Source organism: Rhodococcus sp. T2V (genome assembly GCF_029269925.1).
GTDB classification, from domain to species: domain Bacteria; phylum Actinomycetota; class Actinomycetes; order Mycobacteriales; family Mycobacteriaceae; genus Rhodococcus_F; species Rhodococcus_F koreensis.
In genome coordinates this window covers 1-19,618 of record NZ_JARJBD010000138.1, presented here as the reverse complement: position 1 = coordinate 19,618, position 19,618 = coordinate 1, and the positions used below count along the sequence as shown (strand labels likewise).

The window sequence follows — 19,618 nt, the reverse complement described above, 5'->3', positions numbered from 1 at the left end:
CAGCGCGGCGCGAATCACGTGTATCGACACGCCCTATTACCGAAATATCAGTAATAGGCAATCTGATGCTGAAGAGCTGAGACAGAAACGGCGACCACGGCTGTCGTCACGGGCTCCGCTTTCGTTGGTCCAGAGCCAGGCCCGTCACGTAAATGAAGATCACCCGCGGTGAGGGTTTCAGGATCACACCGCGGACTACTTGGTGGTGGTAGGTGCATACGGTGACCGAATTCGGCAGCTGAACTGAACGGGGCATGTGGATACTTCCGTTCAACCGCACGTCGCTGCCACTCGACCTCACCACCCAGATGCCCTAGCGCCGGGGAACGCTATGCGTGACAGCAGCGCCTTCCGTAACCTGAACTGCGGAAACGACTTCTCCGCCGGCGGTTGGGTTCGTCCGGCGATCAGATCCAGTCGATGTGGACCGAGTCGATGTGGTCGAAGTGGAACCCGAACTGGTCGCTGTACCTGTCGAAGCCCTTGTTCTCCGGGTAGTCGAGGGTGGCGTGCCGCTCCAGCAACGCCACGACCCGGGCGTGATCGTCGTTGGCCAGTGCGGCGGCGAGTTCGCGGGACTCGTCGCTGCTGAACGGGGTGTCCGAGTTCGCGAAATCCAACGTCCGGACCCGGTAGTCGTACCCCTCGTCGGCCCCGTTACGCACCATCACACCACCCCGGACCCGGATCACCGCCCGCTTCGGGGTTCCATCCGGGCGCAACACCCCCGCCCGCCTCATGATGTCCAGCGCCCTCACGGATTTCAGCTTCTTGCTCGCATCGGCCCGCAACTCGTTCGTCTCCCCCGACCGATACCGGGACACCGCGGAACGGGACCGCCCGATCATCGCGGCCACCGCATCGATACCGCCGAGGCGTTCGATCGCCGCACGCCGCTGCGCCCGCTCGAGAACATCCGCATGCGGGATCCGCCCCTGCTGCGCCCACCGGCGCAACGTGCGAGCCGAGGGCGGGGTGCGGCCGGCATCGATCGCCGCCTGCCGCAAACCCTCGTTCCCCAACTCCTTCCGTAATTGTGTGACCGACACCGTGCTGGTCAGCCCCGCCAAACCCCCGGACTTGACCTGCTTCGACTTCTCCACACCACTGGTCGCCGCGGTGGCAACGGACACCTTGAGGCCATCCAGACCGACCGCCTGCTGCGCCGGCTTCGTGGTCCGCGGCCTCGGCAAGTGCAGGGCCATTCAGAGCACCCCCTCCCCCTCGTCGAAGGCGAACTCGTCGTCGGCGAAGGCCGCCCGGATGACCAGATTCACCTCGTGCACATCCTGAGCCGACGCCAACGCGGACAGGAGTGGGTCGGTGAGGGGGGTGTCCTTCTCCACCGCCATCTTCCCCAACGCCACACTCTCATCCGCAAGGTCCTCCCCGTCGGCGAGCAGGTACACCCAGGAGTCGGTGACCGTCCGGATCGGCCAGCGGCCGTGTTCGCGGCCGATCCGCATCGCCACGCGGCGGCCCCGCCACCGGCAGTGCGCGATGATCGCCGCCCGCCACACAGGTTGGTGATGATGGGCCATCCGGGTCGCGGTCCACATGTCCGGGTTCACCATCCGCCCGATGTACCCCTTGTAGCAGGACCCGATAAACCGTTTCGTCGCCGCATCCCCGGTGTCCACCGCGGCTTTGCGGGCCTCACGCAGGATCTTCGCCCACTTGTCCAACACCCGGCCCTGCTGCGGGTACACCCACGCTTCGACGATGTCGAGGTCGCCCCGGTCGGCGCCGATCCCCCCATCCGCCACCGGGGCGCACAACCCGTCCAGGCTGACCGTCGTGACCCAGGTCTGCACCGGCTGATCGGCGAGCATGTGCGGGTGCGGCAACGGGAGTTTCTCGGGCAGCGACAACGTCCGCCCGGGAGGGAGGGTGATCCGCCACAGCCCGAACGGGGCCCCCTTCTCCCCCACCGCCGCCGCGGCCGCCGCCTGACCGGTCAGATGGGTGGGCTGCCCGTACCCGAACTCCAGCATCCCCGCCGACGCCAGGTACGCGGCCCGCTGGTCGATGGACACCAACCGGCACGCCCCGTCCAGGTCCTGTTCGTCGGGGACCCGGGTCCACCCCACCGCGGGTTCGAGGTCCCCGCGCGGGGCCCCGTCCAGCGGCGGCACCGGCCCCGCCGTCGCCACCACCAGGCCCTTGCCCGACCGGGTGCGTTCCCGCTTGATCTTGTCGACGATCGCGGCACCGGTCCGCGCCGGCGTCGGCCCCGGAAGCACCCCCAGGTGTTTCGCACACCACGCCAACCGGCGCCCCAACTCCCGCGCCGCCGGCAGGTCCTCGTCGGGAAGATACGTACCCGCCGCCGGTGAGCCGAGGATCCCCATCTCCCCGACCCGATTGTTCCAACCGAAGTCCTTGTTCCAATACGTCCACACGTACGGCTCGAGCACCACATCGACCATCGAGGTGAACTTGCCGATCGACCGGGACAGGTGCACCACATGCCCCGGATCTCCCCGCAACTCCCAGCCCGCGGTCAGCATCGGCGTCAACGTCGCCTGCAGCACCGCGGTCAGGTCGGCGGCGGCGCGGGTGCGCAGTGCCTCCATGTCGTCGAAGTCGTCCTCGGACCCCGGGTCGATCACCCACCCCAACGATTCACACGCGCCCTGGCCCACGATCCACACCTGCGGCGGCGAACCCAACGGTGTCAGGGCGGCCCAGCGCACCAGTTTGTCCAGCTTCTCCACCGAATCGACCGGACCGGTCAACTCCCGCCCCGACGGGGTGTACGTCCCGTCGGCGGTCACGATCACCGCATGCTCATCCGCCTCCACACCCACCGGCAGGCACTCCCACACAGGCCGACTCGCTGGTGTCGCCGGCTCGGTTGCCGGTTCGGGCTCCGGCGCCGTCGGTGGTTCCGGGGCAACGGCAGGTATCGACGGCTCCGGGGCAGCAATAGGTGTCGGCGACCCTTCCTCGGCGATGTCCTCCGCGTCGATCTCGTCGGCATCGTCGGCGGCAGGATCCGGGGTAGAGGGCTCGTGCACGTCGAACAGGGCAATCTGCTCCCACGGACGACTCATCGCTCTACCGCTCCCCGATCCGGCCATCAGGATCCGCCGGTGGTACGTCGTAGCGGTCCAGCAACTCCTGCAGCGCCACGTCCACGACGCTGGTGACCGTGAACTGCCGGTCCTTCACCAGCCACTTCAACCGGGCCTCCGTCGACGCCAACACCCAGGTGTTCAACTGCACCTTCACCGGACCCCTGCGGGACTCGAGCTTCGACGACAACGCGTCGGTGGACGCCGCGACGACAGGACCACCTCCCGACACACGGGCATCGTTGCGCGGCTTCGACGTTCGGGCCCCGTCGCTGGTCCGCGACGAGTGACCGCCCCGCTTTCCGACCTGCGCCATAACCCACTCCTTCGCCTGCCCACCTTGGCCGCCGGCGCGTTGCCGACCGCAGCTGCAGCCAGCCTAGTCGATACACGCACGAACACACGCTCCATTACGCGTGATGTTGCACGTAAATTTGCACGCAACGTGTACTGCCGACCGGCCCATGCTGGGGTTCGGTCGGACTGCTTGTTCCTATCGCCTGACCATGCGCGACATCTAACGATGCGTCACTCCCACGGCGTGTCCTCGCGTAGGTGTTGTCCTGCCTTGTGTGGGACCCGGCATGGCAGTCCGGTGCCGCCGTTTTTTGCAGGGCAGCCGCATCGATGTCGGCTGGCCACAGATTGTGTGCCAGTCACCGGTGAACTCGTTGCGCGCCAGGAACATATGCTCGCCGCTCTCCGCTGCACCTTCCACCGTGTGGTTGGCATACGTTCGCTGGACTGTCGCGTGTTCGGGGGCATCGGGAATCCACTCTCGTGCCGGGGCCCCGGCCCACTTCCATCGCTTGATCTCGAGTACTGCGCCGACGACGGGTGCGGCGGCCATCTCGCGTTTCCATTGCTGCGCGGCGTGGGCTTCTTCACGGGCGATCCGGTCCGCTTCCTGTGCTCGCTCGATCTCCCAGCGGCTGCGTCCCTCCGATCGTTTCCCGTGTGTCGCACAGGGCTTCCCCTTCGTGTTCACACATTGCGCACCGGGCGCAGCCCTGCAGACCGGGCACTCGTAGTCGGCCCGGGCACTCGTAGTCGGCCCGGGCGGGGTCGTCGACTACGACCACCGCGTCGTCGTATAACCCGGTACCCCGTGGGTCCACGAATCGGGAGAAGAATCTGGTGGCACCGTACGTGACCGACTTGAAGCCGCCGCCCCGGCCAAGCACCACCTCTGTGACCGGGCCGTATTTCCGTACCGCTTCCGACGGGCTCAGCCGCCCCGTAATCGCTACGTGGCCGTGCGCGGTCCACTCCTGCCCGATGACAGGTTCGCCGACCCGTGCCCAGGCGATGGGCTCGCCTGGGCAGTTGTCGTAGAGAACTCCGTCGCTCATTGCCTCATCCTGCCTCGTAACCGACATCCTCCGCGTCGATGATGATCACCACGCCGCGCTCTCGGATGGGATCTCGATCTCCTCGCCCACCCCCAGCCCACCGGGATCGCACCGCACCATGTATGCCTGGTGCCGGCGGTATGCGGCCTGCATGGCCTGCTCGCGTCGGTCGAACCACTCGACGAGGTCGGCCTCCACCCGGCCGTGCACGCTCCGCAGGACCACGTAGCGATCCTGGTTGACCGGTGAGTCGCGCATTTTCTCCAACCAGGCGGCGAAGGCCGCGTCGAGCTGGGTCACCGAGGACGTCGGCAACTCGATCCCCACACCCCAGGGGACGGCATACCCGCCGTATTGGGGCGAACGGTCCACGCCACGTGGATCGAAGACCAGATCAAAGTCGAGTGTCCTCTCGCGATCCATCTCGGCACCTCCCGACCGATTATCCCGCGCCACGAAGCGGGGAAGAGGCTGATTGCGCGTTCCCGGCACCGCTCATGGACCTGACCCGCCCGGCGACCGGGCACAGCCGTCCCGGTGGGGCACAGCCGAACTACCTGGTGCCGTCACCGGGCACGCGGGCGGCGGCGTCACCCTGATGGCAGACGATCCGCGCGGCTCGTCGACGATGTCGTCGGCACGGACCCCTCGCCACGTTGCCGGCATACTCGGTCGCCCGGACGGCCGGAGACAGGGCGGATTCACCCGGGCTGTGTCCGACACACGTCACGGTCGTGGCTCTACGCCGGGGTCGATGCGATCGAGGTGTGGTGGTGCGCGGCGGTGCGGGCCTGCTCGGTGCCGTCGAAGAGCCGTCCGAGTGCCCGGGAACCGAGACCGGCGAGATCGGCGGCGGGCACGGCGGGAAGACCCTCGTCGGCAAGGTGGTCGACGATGTCGGCGTCGTCGTCAACGAACCCGCGCAGCCATCGCGGATGCTGCTGTCGCACGAGCCGGCAGTGGAAGCGTTTGACCTCCGCCGCGGTCGACGACCACGCCATGGTTTGCGGTCTGCACAGCAGTGCCCGCCCGGCAGGAAGGTCGTGGTCGGTGAGCCACGCACGGGTGCCCGTGTGGGTGTAGTCGGGCCGGGTCGTCGAATAGACGAGGGTGAAGCCGAGTCCCTCGATCGCCCAGGCGAGGTCGAAACCCGAGGCGATGACCTCCGCGTCCGCGAGGTGGGAGAAGAACACCGGCCACCGCTCCGCCACCGGGCGCGCGAGTTCGTGCTCGAACGTGGACATATCGGCGACCACCCCGTCGACGTCGAGGAGGACGACTCGGTCGTCGCCGGGACCGCGCCGCGTGTACTTGCGAGGATGCCGCTGGCGTGCCATGGTGATCCCCCCTTTGTGTCCGTTCGGCCCTCCCAGTGTTCATGATATCCGCACTCGGGGGAACGCCCTGAGCCTCGTGTCGAAGGTCCGGATGGAAAGAGACCCGACGTCCGCTGTGTTCACGGCGTGAACAAAGGCCCTCGAGCGAGAGGGACAGCGCCGACACCGGCGGCAACATCATCCATGAAGCCCGGGTTTACGAAGCCCTGGATGAGCCCCCTTTAGCCTGCTGTAGCCGCGGTGCGCGAGCGTCCACACCGCGGGATCACGTGTGGTTTCGACCGTTCCGTCCGGGTGGTAGAGCGTCGAGGAGGCCACCTGCTTGACGAATCCGGCTGTACGGGCCACCGTCCGATCCTAGCTCCACGTTGAGCCGAGTCGCCGGATGACGAGGTCACCCCGGAGATGAAGGACCGCACCACAACCCGCGCGAACCAGCGGGCTGCACGCTGCGGGCCACGTTCGGCGTGACGGGGCATCGGCGCCCCTCGCGTTCACCGGTTCCGGCACCGACGGGTTGCCGGCCCGCACTCGCCGGGGGGTGTGCTGCGGCGCGCCGCGGCCGCATCGAGCGATCAGCTCAGTCCTGGTCGCCGATGAACTGGTGGAAACCCGGAACCGTGAACGCGAGGACTCCGCGTTCGGGCGCGTACACGAGGCCCTTCTTGATTAGTTCGTCGCGCGGCACGGACAGCGCCGACGCGCTGGGCTTGCCCATCGCCCGGGCCAGGTCCCGGACGACGACACCCTCGCCGTCGCCTTCCTCCGCCAGGGCCCGCAGCAAGTCCTTTTGCGCCGGTGTCGCACGGTCCCACCGCGACTGGTAGAGACCGGCATTGACTTCCTGCCGCGCGACGTCGGTGCCGACCCGCGCGTCCTCGACGGTGAAGACCGAACCCAAGGCGTTGTTCCACACCGCCTTTCCCACCTCCTGCAGGAAATAGGGGTAGCCGTTGGCTGCGTCCAGCGCCACCCGCAGTGCCGCCTCGTCCCATTCGGCGTCCCGCTCGATGACCGGTTGCACGAGCGCCGCCCGCGAATCCGGCTCGCTCAGGGTCGACAAGGCCCGGAACTGATACAGCCGCTCGGCGTAACTGTTGGCGGTGGCCAACTGCGACGGCAGCGACGGCAGGCCCGCGCCGACCAGGAACAGCGGCAACACCGGCGAGGTCTGACTGATCTGATGGAGGGCGGTGCTGACCGCCGCCAGCTCCTCGGCCGTGGCCTCCTGCAGCTCGTCGATCAGGATCAGCGCACCGACACCCAGCTCCCGCACGGTCTCACCGAGAACGACGAACAGGTCGGTCAGGTCGGTGGACAACCGGCCGGTGTCGGCGAACCCGGCAGCCGGGTCAATATCGACGCCGAGGGTGACCACACCCACGTTCAGCGTCACCGTGAACGAGGTGAACACGCCCAACAGGTGGGTGAGCTTGTGTGGGTCGAATCGCCGCGTCGCACCCCGCAGGCTGGTGGCGAGTGTGGTGGCGAGCTCCTCGGCCATGGAATGCCCCTTGCGGACCTCCAGCTTGGCGAGGATCCAGCCCCCGTTGATCGCGGTGCGCGCGAGTTCCCCGATCAACACGGTCTTGCCGACCCCGCGCAGTCCGGTGAGGATCCAGCTGCGGTCCCCCTCGCCCAGTTCGGTGATCCGCCGGCGGACGATGTCGAAGTCCCCGAACAGGGTGTCGCGACCGGCGAGGATGGGCGGGCGCAGACCGGCACCGGGTTTGAACGGGTTGAGGACCGGATCCATTCATCAGACATTATCAGCCTTTATAAGAAGTCCCTTTATAAAGACCGATAGGATTGCGCCTCGCGTGCACCCGCCGCACCACTGACCAATCCAGCCTGGTGATGCACGTGCCGCCGGTGCCACCCGAACCGCCGACCGGCGTGCGTGATGTGATGCGGTCCACGGCGCCGGTGATTCTTCCGGGCCCGCCGGCACGGAAGTGGAGGACCGAGATGACCGGAGTCGACCACCTCGACGTAGTCGGGGCACAGTCGGTGCTCGAGGTCGCCGAAGTAGTCGCCGCGGTGCTCGGCGCCCGGATGGAGATGGGCGGCGAACCGGGCCGCATCGTGGTGACCGGGGTACCCGACCCCGCTCTTCGGGTGGTCATCGAACTGGCCATCCACGACCGCGGGCTACCCGAAGGATGGACCCGGCGAATCACGATCACCCACGACCGCAGTCGCGACGAACGCCGCCGCTGGACCCGGCACCTGCACCGCTCCCTCACCGAACGCCGCGACTGGACACTCACCTCGGCATGACGATCGGGTCCAGATAACACCGGCTCGCGCGGCGAGCCCGCGGCATTCCCCAGGGGTCGGTCACGAAACACGCCTCGAAGTTCAGGCGGTGCCGGAAAAGCCATGACGGCAGACCGGCCACGTGGTCGTCTTTCATGGTGCGCCACAGTCGTTTCATGACCTGCCATGGTCCTCACGGATCGTACCCTCGTGTGGGATCTACTGTTGGCGAAGGTCACTCGGACGGCGGCGCTGTGCCTGGCGCGGGGTGTCAACGGACACGAGGAAGTCCGGGCGGGGGCGGGTGGTGGGTTAGAGCATGCGGTGTGGGCGGGTGAGGGCCTTGGCGCGGCGCACCGAGATCCGTGACCACACCGCCTGCTGCAGGCTGAGGGTGGCCCATCCGGCCAGGGCCATCCCGGACAGGTTCACCAGCAGCTGCAGGGTACTGCCCCAGATCGCCGAGCCGACTCCGAACGCCGCCCCGAGCGCGATGTTTCCGGCGGCAGGGACGGTGGTGACCGAGATGAACACGCCGGTCAGCCCGACGGCCTTGGCGGAGGTCAGGGACAGCACCCCGGCAGCCGCCGCGACAACAGCCACGATGAACGACCACTTGTCGGGGGTGTAGATGAAGGCGGTGCCGGGCCGCGGCCCGATCACGTCGTCGAGGGTGATCCATCCCAGCGCCCGCCCCGCCAGTGCCAGGACCGTGGTGATGAGAATCGCGACGGTGAAGCCGATCAGGAGGGTGCGGACGGCGATCGTCAACAGCACGAACCGCCGGCGCACCAGGGCGACACCGAGGGCGGCGATCGCCCCGAACTCCGGGCCCAGGACCATCGCGCCGATGACCAGGATCTGCGAGTCGACGACGATGGCGATGCCGGCGATCACGGTGGCCAGTGTCATGAAACTCAGGTAGGTCCAGTTGAGTTCGGTTTCGTCGTAGGAGCGTTGGGCGACGTCGGCCCACACCACGCTGTCGGCGCTGCTGCCGGGGGTGGCCAGTTCGGCCTCGAATCCGCTGCGGGAGAGCCAGGTGCGGACCGGTTCGATCTCGATGCTGCCCACGCGATGCAACCCGATGCCGCGGAGCCGGTCGATGACGTCGTTCGCGGCTTCTCGGGCGACGTCAGCGAGGATGACGTCGCCCGGTGGGCGGAGCGAGGCTCCCGTCATCCGGGCGAGCCCGCTCACGGCGGAATCGTGTTCGAGGATGTCGACCACATCATCGGACAGGGTGGTCGGTGACAGGATCCGCAGGTGCAACATGCACACAGTGTGCCGTGCCGGGCGGAGCGGACGAGTGTGTTCGCGCTGCCCCCGTACCGATTCCACGACGAAGCGGTCCGGCGCCTTCCCACCGAATGACCGGTCGACGGCCCGTGGGCCAAGCGGGCGAGACGGAGGTGACCCCGCCGGGGCCGTCGACGGTGGGCGGTCAGGCGAGATGTCCGGGCATTGGGGTGCCCCGACGTCGGGGGGTGACGCCGGGGCAGGGGTTCCGAGAATCGAATTGGGGGGAGGATTCCCGGAACTGCGCACAGAGTACACACCGCGACCGACAGGACATCGTGCGGCTACGGTTCCGCGGTCCGGCCAACGTGCCCGGGGTTCACACTTATTCGCGCATCCCGTCGGCGAGCTCGAGGACTCGTCCCAGGTACCGCGTCATGAAGGCATCCAGCGCACGCCGCGACAGCTCGGGGTAGCCGGCCTTGCGGAAGTAGTGCTCGAGATCGACGAGCTTGGTACCGATACACACGCGCTGCTCATCCAGGTTCACCAGCTCGCCCACCAAGCGATCGAGTACATCGGCCTTGCGCAGCACACTGTCCATCGGTCTCACCTCGGCACTGAAGTTGGCGCGGGGCGGGCGCTTCCCGAGGCGCTTGGCCTCCACCCGCCCCGCAGGGAGAGCGTAACACGTATTTCGAACGTGCGTTCGAAGAAGTCATCGTCCTCGGTTACAGCCAGGTTCGGGGAGAAGGCCGCACAGCAGCCCGAGGACCTCTCCATCGCGCACAGCCGACGGATCGGTGGTCTCGGCGACAATCACCGCCACGCCCCGATCCCGGCCGCGGCCGCCCACCCGGCCCGAGAATCAGCGCAACGCAGCGCACACACCGATTGTGAACATTCGTGTCCACCAGCACGTGCCGTTGCCGCCGTGCGGGTGATCGCGCAAGGACGCCGTGAACGGGTGAACTTGTAGCCTTTTGCTGGTGTCCGCTCCCTCCGGCGACCTGCCCGCCGAGCAACCTCCAGTGCTCCCGTTACCGACCACACTGGTGCCCTCGGCGCACCCGCATATCATCATGACCCCGGCGCGGACCGGCACCAACGTCGCACTGCGGATCCACACCTCTCTGACGGTGTTCGAGGTCGCGGCCGAGCCGTGGGCGCCGGCGGTCTCGGGGTTCGTGGTCACCGTGCTCGTGCACAGCGTCGACACCGCCACCGGCCTGCCCCGGCATCTCCCTACCGCCGAACCGAACGAGTGGGCGCGGGCGATCTTCGCCGACATCGACGCCGCCCAGGGGTATTTCCTCGGCGCCGTCGACCCGGACACCGGCGAGCACCGGGACGGGCAGCTGGCCTACCGGCTCTACCTCGATACCGACCGGCAGGCGATCCGAGTGCCCGCCCAGGTGGTCGGCTGTCCGCACTACCGGATGCGCGCCGGTGACGGCGATCCCGAGATTCGGATCGTCACCACCGCCTGACCCCGCGCGCTGACCGTCGAGCCGGACGAGAGTCGGAGCGTTCCCGCTTGGCGGTATGTCGTCTCCCACGGTCGAAGGAAGATCCTCGCAACCCTCCCCGGCTGTCGGCTGTGTGTTGCAAGCACCCGGCTCGGTTCTGGTGCCTATTGCGAACCCAGCTGGCTGCGCAGAAGCGCAGTCTCTTCTCGAATTTCCTCCGGCGAGCGAACCAGCCGCCCCAATGGTGTGACGCCGCGGGAACAGAACCGAACGCCTTCGAAGTCGAATTCCTTCATGACCTCGGCCCGCTCGAGCAACGCCTCGATGTACTCCTCGTGCCGATCACCGGTCAACGCCGCCACCAGCGCCTCATCGATCAACCGCTCATCGCGCTCCGCGGACGATTCCCCTCGTGCAGATCGACCGGACCGACGAAACCACGCAAACATGCACTCCCCCTACCAGTATGCCGACACGGTAACCCATCGCGGCAACCAGATACCGGGCGAGGACGGCCGACCACGATCGCCGAGCGGGCGCCGTTACCTTACGGGCCGGCGGCGGTACGGCGCCTGGCCGGAATCCCATCAGCGTGAACCACACGGTCGGGGCGAGCGATCAACACCGTCGGCAGGCTTCGCCGCACAGGCAGCACGACGATGCCCACCGCCACAAGCGCGAGACGAACAAGGGGGATGAACCGGTCGAATTCGCCTCCAGTGGCACAGCGATGCCGGCTCCGGTACAGCGCCCACACAGGTGAACGCTGCCAGGCCGATCAGCACTGCGCGAAACGACCCGACCAGTCGCTGTTCGTCGCGGGATGCGTTGGCGCTCATACGACCCCGTGTCGTGGTCAGTCGGGGCGACGTCCGGTCACCCTCCGGATACCCGCCCGAATGACAGTCCGACAGGTTCACCGGGGCGAGCGAAATTTCTCTCCCGTGTTCGGTGAACGGAATGGGTCGACGATTCGTGGTATCAGGTATGAAGCTCTCCGCAGCTCTGCCGGCGGCTGCCGTCGTCGCGGCGTGTGCGCTCACCGCCTGCAGCGATGACGGCGGCAGCACCGGCGACTACGCACCCACCCCGACGATCACCCACACGATGGCGATGCCATCCTCCGACGGGGCGGTGGCGGCCGGGGCGAACGAGATCGTCATCTCGGGATTCGCGTACACGGTGCCCGCCACGGTGGCGCCCGGCGCGCAGGTCACCATTCGCAACAGCGACACCGCCGAACACACGGTGACCGCAGACACCGGCGGCACGTTCGACGTCGAGATCGAGGGCGGCGAGACCGCAACATTGACGGTGCCACCGACACCCGGCACCTACCCGTTCCATTGCACGTATCACCCGAACATGCACGGCGACTTGACCGTCGGGTGACGAGGTCATCGCCGAGCCGGGTTCTACCCGATGGGAATGGCAGCTCCCTGCCCGCGCCGCGCACGGTGGATGAGGCGCTCGCGGGCACGCTCGACATCTCCGGTCTCATGATCATGGCTGCCGTGAACTCGACGCGGCGGTTCTGCTCATCGACGACGGCGTCGAACACGCGCGCGGTCAGGACGGTTCCTGCACGTTGGACAGGGCTACCCGGAAGATCCGTGAACCCTCGGGGGTCCGGATTCGTGACATAGGTTATGACCGCTCAACACTCCGGGGCGGCCCCGAAAGTACGACGGGACGTGGTCGACCGCGCTGGTCCGCGGACTGATCCGCGAGGACGCGCTGCGCTCGTCGAGCTACTCGGACACCGGCTACATCGACCTGCTCGAATCGGATCCACCGACCCGGCGCACTCTCGCGCAGCGCGCGATGACCAACAACCGGGTTGCCGCCGTCTACGAGCGGCAGTGGCGGCCGATCGTCGTCGCCGCGCTGAGCCTGCACGGACTCTCAATGGTTGACGAGCGCGCCAGGGCCGCCGCGGCCCTGCACCTCGACGGCGAGCAACGAGTGCTCGACGTGGCGTGCGGTCCGGGAAACTTCACCGATTTCTTCGCCGACAGGCTCGCCGGCGACGGATTCGTCGTCGGATTGGACACCTCACTGCCGATGCTCGAACGCGCAGTCCACGACAACCCCCGCCCGCGCGCGATCTACCTTCACGCCGACGCGCTCGAGCTTCCCTTCGACGACCGGACATTCGACGCCGTGTGCTGTTTCGCGGCGCTGTACCTCGTGGCGGAGCCGTGTGCCGTGCTCCGCGAGATGGTGCGGGTGTTGGCGCCGGGTGGGCGGATCGCGGTGACGACCAGCTACGGTCGCGAATCCTTCCTCGTGCGGAAGGGACTCGAGCTGGGCGCAACGCTGTGTGGGGTACGGGTCTTCGACCGCACCACCTTCCCGGCCTTCCTCGCCGCCGCTGGACTGCTCGACGTCGACCAGCAGCTGCGCGGCATCTCCCAGTTCGTCACCGCCCGCCGGCACGAGTGACCGGTTCATGACGAGAAGGACGCGACCGGCTGCGCCTGGCCCCCGAGCCACCGTCCGATACCAGTCGTTCTCGGTGCTCGAGGTCACTCCTGGGGGTTCTCGGGCCGGACCGGTCCGCGGCCGTGCAGCACGCTCAGGTCTTCCTCGACGGGCCCGCGGACACGGGCGTGGCGCTCCGCGAGTTGCACGACGCGGACGGTGATTTCGTACCATCGCCATCGCCGCCGCGAACAGCAGTTCGTCGCCAGCGGCGGCGAGTGCAGGGCGAAGACGGTGTGCGACCCGGCCGGATGCGGCCAGGACTCGAAATCTCCTGTGGCGCTGTGACCGACCCCAGGTGGCCCAACTACCGGCAGCGGCTTTCGACCAGCGGGTGGGTTCGAGCCATGGAAATACTCGCCATCATCGTCGCCTCATCACCGTTCCCTGCGACGCTCTCCTGTTGGGTGCGGTGACACTGGTCGAGCAACGGCGCCAGAACAAACACGGCCACCACCCGCAACGGTACCGTCGATTACACGTCGCCATCGCCACTCCCGATGAACGAACAGTGTCCATCGCCCGACGATCCGAAACATCACAATCCGGGTATAGACTCTGAAACATGTTGTTGACCACACTTTTTGGTTCATTGCATCCTGTTGGTTCGAGATGTCCGGTACCGTGGCCCGATCTCAGTGAATTCTCAACGAGGAACGCGTACCGTCGGGCGGCCATCTCCTTCGATGCAATTCGAAACCCCGTGCCCCGCAGCTCCGAATTGGAGAATCGGCGAATTCTCGACGGGTGCCGTCCCGGTTGCCGAATCAGGAAAATCACCATTGGGGTCAAGCAGAACGCGATCTCTTCCGAGTACTACCAGCCTCATGCCTCACACGGGGCGTGATGCTATCCGGTAGCGGATCGGCGGGGATCGACTCCGGATCGACGTACTCCGGATCGATGTGCTGGCGCCGATCGGCCCTGGATGGTCCAACTCCCGCGCCCTGCGCGGCGGTTGTGGACTATCTGCCTCTTGCGGGATTGATTACCGAGCTTCATCGACTATCGTGCGAATCGCGTCCGTCACGAGTTGGGGCTGGTAGACCTCGATGTTATGACCGCTGTTCGTATCCGTGATGTGCTTCGCGTGGAGGGACTTCGCCAGCAGATCATGAGCTGCGAGCCACGCTGCAAATGTCGGCAGTGCACCGAATTCTTTGCTTTGCGCTTCGATCGCCTGACGATTCGGGGGCTTGTCTGAACTCAGCACAACGGCAGGCGCATCGGGCATCGCAGGTGCGGCGCGGATCTCATCCATGGCGTCGATCAACTCGACGGCTTCTGTCGTCCCATCGGTCGTGCTATTCAGTTCGTCCCAGTTCGTGAACTCTTCCGGCGTCGTCGTTTCGGTCTCGAACTCCGAGACGACATCCTCCATGACGAGACCGGATACATCGTGGGGATACATGCTCGCAAATAGCCTGACGATCAGGCCTCCGTACGAGTGCCCGACAAGAACGTAGGGCCCCGATTCGCCGGCAGCGCCCAACACCGCGTGCAGATCCGAGAAGGCGTTTCCAACTCGGTGCGGTTGGGGCACCGGGGTAGAGGTCTCCGGGTCATCGAGGCCTGTGCCCGGCCGGGAATACGCGCAGACCCGGGTAAATTTAGCGACCGAGGCAAACACGGCAGTGTCGCTTCGCTGCAGGTCTCCCTTGCCGAGGGCGACCTGATCGTCGGGCGCCTGCCGCACGGGGTCGGCGGGATCGAGGACCTCTCCCCAGCCGTCGTTGGCCCCGTTGCCCTTCCCTGCGATGAGCACGACCGTGGGAGAGCCGGTACCAGCGCATTCGATAAATATCGTGCGACCCCCACCGATGTCGACCAGGCCAGCGAAATCGCCTGTGCCCTCAGGCTGGATCGCCCCGCCCCGTCCCGCGTCGCTGGCATGCGACGATGCGGAGGTGTCGGAAGTGCCGCCGCTGCATCCTGCCGCGGCGAGTGATAGGGCGATCAGGGCGGTGGCGACCTTCGAGCGCATCGAGATCGCACTTCCCATCCGGAGGTTTCGTCCTACGACATCGTCGGTAGTGCCTCGGCACGGTGCCCGAAGTCCCGTAGAGATTGAGGCAGCGGACCAGTGAAGCCATCCCGGGCGGGCAACATTCTGGTTTTGCATGCGACCTCCCGGCCATAGTGCAGGTCCGGCCGCGAGTGGCGCGATAAACACCGCCCCAACCAAACGAACCCGCAGCCTTCGTTCGACGACCCATCGCACGCTCACTTCGACGATTCGGGCTGTCCGCGCCGTCGACATGCCGCCCTGAAACCGACTCGGGCCATCTTCGAAGACTACGCGGAGGCTGTGAGCCGCCGACAGTACCGAAATCAAGATTTACGGCATCATTCACAGACCGATCCGGTTGCTACATCGTTTCCGCAGCGGCGATAGACGCAATGGGTCCACGAAGTGCAGGAGCAGGCCGATGCTCGTCTGGCCGAGCCCGCAGAGGCTGCGGCGTCGGAGGCCGACCGCCTGCCCTGACCGATACCGCCGTCGCGCAGGCCCGCACGATGAAGGCCCACGGTGCCACCGTCACACAAGATCGCCGAGGTGCTCGGCGTCGCACGCTCGACCGTCTACCACCGCCCTCTGATCGGCGCCGTGCCAAATAACGTCCGCAAAACTGCCAGATCACGCCGGGCGTTACATCGCCAACGGACGGTCGATCGTGTTGGGGCGTGGTTGCCGGGTACACGACGTTCTTCGGCCCGGCCTGCCGACCGCCACGTGTCCGGCCTCGCCGAATGGCAGCTCAGCGGTGAGGTCCCTGCAACTGGTACTCGATCCGTACGGCGGCTGAGGTCATCAACCTCACCCGTACAAGGCGATCTGGCATGACACCACCGGCCCATGCCGATGGGAGCTGTTACGTGACAGAGGAACGAAGAACCCCACACGAACTTTTAGCTATCGGCTTCGTGTACCCGACGACGAGCAACTCGACGCCCGTCAGATCAAGACAAGGACAGTCGACGCTGTTACGCGGGCCACCAAGATCGAGAACATGACAAACTGGACACGACCATCGAGGCGTGTTGCCGCACATTTTATTTGGTCCAAGTTGTCCGATTAGCCCGGGATGTCCGGTAACGAGGCCCGCTCTCAGCGAATCCTCAACGAGGATCGCGAAGGTCGCATAGCCATCTCCGTGGATACAGCGAAAATCCCTGCCCCGCAGTGTCGGAATCGAGTCGCAACGAATTTTCGGGCGGGTGCCGTTCGGGTTGCCGATGATCGACCTTCCACCTGTTACGCGGTCCACCAGGATCCGGATGGTTAGGTGGGGCACCTGTATGTAGCATCGTTTTCTTGGAAACGACATTCCGCGACACGTGCAACCACAGCCGTGCTTTGGCCGTCAGGTTGAGGGTCGTCGACGGAGTACCGAGGTCAACGGGTGTCGGTGCTCACGCCGCGGGTGGTCCAGCGCATGTGGTGGAGTTTGTATAGTTTCCTCGGCGCTCGGAACGACTCGGAGCGGAGTCTGGATGGTGAAGGGGGCTCTGTGCTGGTGCGAATTCCGGGGGTATACCCCGCGCAGCATGATTCGTGGGTGTTGGTCGAGGCGCTGAAACGGGAGGCTCTCGGGCCCGCTTTCCGGGTGCTCGATCTGTGCGCCGGGTCCGGGGTTTTGAGTGTCTGCGCTGCCGAGCGAGGTGCGCGGGTGACGGCGGTCGACGTGTCGCGGCGCGCGGTGGCGACTACATGGATCAATACCCGGCCGCACCGTCGTTCGGTGCGAGTGGTGCGCGGTGACCTCACCGAGCCGGTCCAGGGCGAGCGTTTCGATCTGGTGGTGTCCAATCCTCCGTACGTCCCCGCCGAAAATGATCGGGTGCCGGTCAGCGGGGCCGCACGATCCTGGGATGCGGGCCTGGACGGTCGCGCGGTACTCGACCGGATCTGCCGGCAGGTACCGGACGTTCTCGAGGCCGGTGGGGTGCTGCTGCTCGTGCAGTCCGCGTTGAGTGGGATCGAGAAGTCTCAGGCGATGCTCGAGGAACAGGGCCTGCACGTGGATGGCGTGTCCCGGGTCGATGTCCCCTTCGGGCCGGTGCTCGCGGCCCGCCGGGACATGCTCGCACAGCGTGGAGTGATCGCTATCGGACAGCGCAGCGAGGAGCTTGTCGTGCTGCGGGCGGTCAAGTGAGGGGACGAGCGGGTGCCTACGCCCAGCGTGTGATTCCCCGTGCGTGGCCGCGAGTCGAGGACCCAACCCCGTCGCCGGCACCGACCTGGGTGCGTGGTGACAGACGAGATGCGACGAGATTCGGGAGGCCGATGTGACCGCCCATACCCTGCAGGAGCCGGGGCACGCACGAGTGATCCCCCTGACGGCGGCACAGCGCTCGATATGGTTCGCCCAGCAACTCACCCCCGACGTCCCGTACGTCATCGCCCAGTACGTGGAGCTTCGCGGGCCGGTCGACCTCGACCTGCTGGCCGAGGCGAGCGAGCAGGCACGCCGCGAACTCGGCGGCGGATTCATCCGGCTGGTCGACGTCGACGGGCAACCGCACCAGGTCCTCGGCGCCACGGCGGCAAAACCGGTGCCCGTGGTCGACTTCCGGGGCGACTCCGTCGAGGCGGCCGGGGCGTGGATGCGGGACGAGAGCGCAGCGTCGATCGACATGTACGGCGAGTCGTTGACCGTCTCGCACATCCTGCACCTGGCCGACGAGCACTGCTACTGGTATTCACGCGCCCACCACATCGCGTTGGACGGGTATGCGGCGATGATGTCGATGCGCCGGGCGGCCGAACTGTATGTCGCCGCCATCGACGGCATCGAAGCCCCACAGCGCCAGGTGATCGACCCGGAACGGATCCAGCTCGAGGATGCGGAATACCGCTCCTCCGCCCGGTTCGGTCGGGATCGTGACTACTGGCAACACCAGGTGCAGAATCTTCCCCCGGTGGTCGGCCTCGCCCCGCGGCTGACTGCGCCACCGGGTGCCACGGTTCGGGTGGTCGGCGATGCCGTTCCGCTGGAGCCGTCGCCCCACGCGCACGGGCGCGGGCATAATCCGACGGCGCTGATCGTGGCCGCGTTCGCGGCGTATCTGGCCCGGATGGCCGGTGTCGACGATGTCGTGCTGTCGCTGCCGGTGTCGGCACGCACCTCGGCCCGGCTGCGGGACGCGGGTGGTTCGGTGTCGAACGTTCTTCCGCTCCGGCTGGAGGGAATCGGCGCAACCACGGTGGGCGACGCGATCAGGGTGGCTAGAGCGGCGCTGACCGCAGCACTGCGCCACCAACGGTATCGCCGCGAGGACATCGGGCGTGAGATCGGCTCGGAGGGAACCGGTCTCGCGCATTTCGGACCGGTGCTCAACCTGATGCTGTTCAAGCAGGAGATCACCCTCGGCGCGGTGACCGGCCGGGTGCGGGTGCTGACCACCGGGCCGACCGCGGATCTGGCGGTCAACATCTACCCCGGACTGTCGGATTCGGTCCCCCGGGTCGATTTCGAGGGCAATCCGGCCCTGTACGACGCAGCGGAACTGGCCGGCCATCACCGCCGATTCACCACCTTCCTGGCAGCGTTCGCCGCGGCGATCGACACGGAGCTTCCGGTCGCCGATCTCGACCTCTTCGCCGCGGGTGAACGCGAACAGTTCACGCCGGCCATCGGTCTCACCGGCAGTGATCCGATCACCCTCGATCGGCTTCTCACCGCGAACGTCGAGTCCAGCCCGGAGGCCATCGCGGTCCGCGACCGTGGACGTGCGGTGACCTATGCCGAACTCGACCACCGCGCCAACCAGATCGCCCGGGCCCTGATCGGGCAGGGAATCGGACCGGAAGACCTGGTGGCGGTGGCGGCAGCGCGGTCGTACGAGTCGGTCCTGGCACTGTGGTCGGTCGCGAAGACCGGCGCCGCGTATGTGCCGATCGATCCGACTCATCCGGTCGATCGGATCGCGTACACGCTCGGCGACTGCGGCGCCGCGGTCGGGCTCACCCTGTCCACCGAGCTCGAGCATCTGCCCGATCACGTCCGGTGGCTGATCCTCGACGACGACAGTGCCTGGGGCGATAGTCCTGGCCTGGGCGTGACGGACGAGCATCGTGTCCGTTCGCTGCGGGTCGAGCACCCCGCGTACGTGATCTACACCTCCGGGTCCACCGGACGGCCCAAGGGTGTGGTCGTCACCCACCAGGGTCTGGCCAACCTGGCCCAGGAGATCCGCGACCACTACGCGGTGTCCGCACCCTCACGCGTGCTGCATTTCGCCTCCCCCAGCTTCGACACCGCCCTGGTCGAGGTCCTCGCCGCAGCCATCGCCGGTGCCACACTCGTCGTGACACCCCCCGAGGTGTACGGCGGGCAGGAGTTGGCGGCGCTTCTGCGCGCCGAACGCATCACCCACCTGTTGTCGACACCGTCCGC

Annotated in this window: 16 protein-coding genes; 6 read left to right on the top strand and 10 right to left on the bottom strand. The window is 66.9% G+C overall.

All coding sequences use genetic code 11. From position 1 onward, the window contains the following. Positions 1-407 precede the first annotated feature (407 nt). The 6 genes from P3H15_RS49425 to P3H15_RS49400 all read right to left on the bottom strand — a co-directional run bounded on the left by P3H15_RS49425 (position 408) and on the right by P3H15_RS49400 (position 7,522). Complete coding sequence (locus P3H15_RS49425) at positions 408-1,205, bottom strand: hypothetical protein (protein WP_276144045.1); 798 nt, start codon at positions 1,203-1,205, stop codon at positions 408-410. Continuing rightward, positions 1,206-3,056 carry a hypothetical protein gene (locus P3H15_RS49420; RefSeq protein ID WP_276144044.1) on the bottom strand — a complete coding sequence of 617 codons (1,851 nt, stop codon included), beginning with the start codon at positions 3,054-3,056 and terminating at the stop codon, positions 1,206-1,208. 4 nt (positions 3,057-3,060) lie between these two features. Then, a complete protein-coding gene (locus P3H15_RS49415) occupies positions 3,061-3,393 on the bottom strand; it encodes a hypothetical protein (protein ID WP_276144043.1) in 333 nt (110 codons plus the stop codon). Between the two features lie 1,081 nt (positions 3,394-4,474). Next, positions 4,475-4,852, bottom strand: a complete 378-nt coding sequence (locus P3H15_RS49410; protein WP_276144042.1) for a hypothetical protein — start codon at positions 4,850-4,852, stop codon at positions 4,475-4,477. Between the two features lie 317 nt (positions 4,853-5,169). Further along, complete coding sequence (locus P3H15_RS49405) at positions 5,170-5,766, bottom strand: hypothetical protein (RefSeq protein WP_276144041.1); 597 nt, start codon at positions 5,764-5,766, stop codon at positions 5,170-5,172. A 580-nt stretch (positions 5,767-6,346) separates the two neighbouring features. Continuing rightward, positions 6,347-7,522 carry an AAA family ATPase gene (locus P3H15_RS49400; protein WP_276144040.1) on the bottom strand — a complete coding sequence of 392 codons (1,176 nt, stop codon included), beginning with the start codon at positions 7,520-7,522 and terminating at the stop codon, positions 6,347-6,349. Between the two features lie 212 nt (positions 7,523-7,734). On the opposite strand from P3H15_RS49400, the gene P3H15_RS49395 reads away from it, so the two are divergent. Continuing rightward, entirely contained in the window at positions 7,735-8,046 is a 312-nt protein-coding gene (locus P3H15_RS49395) for a hypothetical protein (RefSeq protein ID WP_276144039.1), read from the top strand. A gap of 291 nt (positions 8,047-8,337) precedes the next feature. On the opposite strand, the gene P3H15_RS49390 is transcribed toward P3H15_RS49395, so the two are convergent. Further along, entirely contained in the window at positions 8,338-9,300 is a 963-nt protein-coding gene (locus P3H15_RS49390) for a DUF389 domain-containing protein (protein WP_276144038.1), read from the bottom strand. A gap of 349 nt (positions 9,301-9,649) precedes the next feature. Continuing rightward, positions 9,650-9,868, bottom strand: coding sequence for a hypothetical protein (locus tag P3H15_RS49385; protein WP_276144037.1), 219 nt, complete (start codon positions 9,866-9,868; stop codon positions 9,650-9,652). Between the two features lie 478 nt (positions 9,869-10,346). On the opposite strand from P3H15_RS49385, the gene P3H15_RS49380 reads away from it, so the two are divergent. After that, positions 10,347-10,754 (top strand): N-formylglutamate amidohydrolase, encoded by a 408-nt coding sequence (locus P3H15_RS49380; protein ID WP_276144046.1) that lies wholly within the window; start codon positions 10,347-10,349, stop codon positions 10,752-10,754. 143 nt (positions 10,755-10,897) lie between these two features. Here the strand turns inward: P3H15_RS49380 and P3H15_RS49375 are convergent, their stop codons facing one another. Further along, a complete protein-coding gene (locus tag P3H15_RS49375; RefSeq protein ID WP_276144036.1) occupies positions 10,898-11,095 on the bottom strand; it encodes a hypothetical protein in 198 nt (65 codons plus the stop codon). A gap of 625 nt (positions 11,096-11,720) precedes the next feature. Here P3H15_RS49375 and P3H15_RS49370 point away from each other — a divergent pair. Both P3H15_RS49370 and P3H15_RS49365 read left to right on the top strand, forming a co-directional pair. Continuing rightward, positions 11,721-12,125, top strand: a complete 405-nt coding sequence (locus P3H15_RS49370; RefSeq protein WP_276144035.1) for a cupredoxin domain-containing protein — start codon at positions 11,721-11,723, stop codon at positions 12,123-12,125. 432 nt (positions 12,126-12,557) lie between these two features. Then, the gene (locus tag P3H15_RS49365) at positions 12,558-13,178 is read left to right on the top strand and encodes a class I SAM-dependent methyltransferase (RefSeq protein WP_276144034.1); all 621 of its coding nucleotides are present in this window, start codon (positions 12,558-12,560) and stop codon (positions 13,176-13,178) included. Between the two features lie 1,027 nt (positions 13,179-14,205). On the opposite strand, the gene P3H15_RS49360 is transcribed toward P3H15_RS49365, so the two are convergent. Next, complete coding sequence (locus P3H15_RS49360; protein WP_276144033.1) at positions 14,206-15,219, bottom strand: alpha/beta fold hydrolase; 1,014 nt, start codon at positions 15,217-15,219, stop codon at positions 14,206-14,208. Positions 15,220-16,729: 1,510 nt separating this feature from the next. Here P3H15_RS49360 and P3H15_RS49355 point away from each other — a divergent pair. Then, the gene (locus P3H15_RS49355; RefSeq protein WP_276144032.1) at positions 16,730-17,374 is read left to right on the top strand and encodes a HemK2/MTQ2 family protein methyltransferase; all 645 of its coding nucleotides are present in this window, start codon (positions 16,730-16,732) and stop codon (positions 17,372-17,374) included. 133 nt (positions 17,375-17,507) lie between these two features. Continuing rightward, positions 17,508-19,618, top strand: a 2,111-nt coding sequence (locus P3H15_RS49350; RefSeq protein ID WP_276144031.1) for an AMP-binding protein, incomplete at its 3' end; no start/stop codon positions are given.

Coding starts and splice junctions, on each gene's coding strand:
- P3H15_RS49415 (WP_276144043.1), bottom strand. CDS start 3,393: ATGGCGCAGGTCGGAAAGCGGGGCGGTCACTCGTCGCGGACCAGCGAC.
- P3H15_RS49390 (WP_276144038.1), bottom strand. CDS start 9,300: ATGTTGCACCTGCGGATCCTGTCACCGACCACCCTGTCCGATGATGTG.
- P3H15_RS49385 (WP_276144037.1), bottom strand. CDS start 9,868: ATGGACAGTGTGCTGCGCAAGGCCGATGTACTCGATCGCTTGGTGGGC.
- P3H15_RS49420 (WP_276144044.1), bottom strand. CDS start 3,056: ATGAGTCGTCCGTGGGAGCAGATTGCCCTGTTCGACGTGCACGAGCCC.
- P3H15_RS49370 (WP_276144035.1), top strand. CDS start 11,721: ATGAAGCTCTCCGCAGCTCTGCCGGCGGCTGCCGTCGTCGCGGCGTGT.
- P3H15_RS49380 (WP_276144046.1), top strand. CDS start 10,347: ATGACCCCGGCGCGGACCGGCACCAACGTCGCACTGCGGATCCACACC.
- P3H15_RS49410 (WP_276144042.1), bottom strand. CDS start 4,852: ATGGATCGCGAGAGGACACTCGACTTTGATCTGGTCTTCGATCCACGT.
- P3H15_RS49405 (WP_276144041.1), bottom strand. CDS start 5,766: ATGGCACGCCAGCGGCATCCTCGCAAGTACACGCGGCGCGGTCCCGGC.
- P3H15_RS49360 (WP_276144033.1), bottom strand. CDS start 15,219: ATGGGAAGTGCGATCTCGATGCGCTCGAAGGTCGCCACCGCCCTGATC.
- P3H15_RS49400 (WP_276144040.1), bottom strand. CDS start 7,522: ATGGATCCGGTCCTCAACCCGTTCAAACCCGGTGCCGGTCTGCGCCCG.
- P3H15_RS49395 (WP_276144039.1), top strand. CDS start 7,735: ATGACCGGAGTCGACCACCTCGACGTAGTCGGGGCACAGTCGGTGCTC.
- P3H15_RS49425 (WP_276144045.1), bottom strand. CDS start 1,205: ATGGCCCTGCACTTGCCGAGGCCGCGGACCACGAAGCCGGCGCAGCAG.
- P3H15_RS49365 (WP_276144034.1), top strand. CDS start 12,558: ATGACCAACAACCGGGTTGCCGCCGTCTACGAGCGGCAGTGGCGGCCG.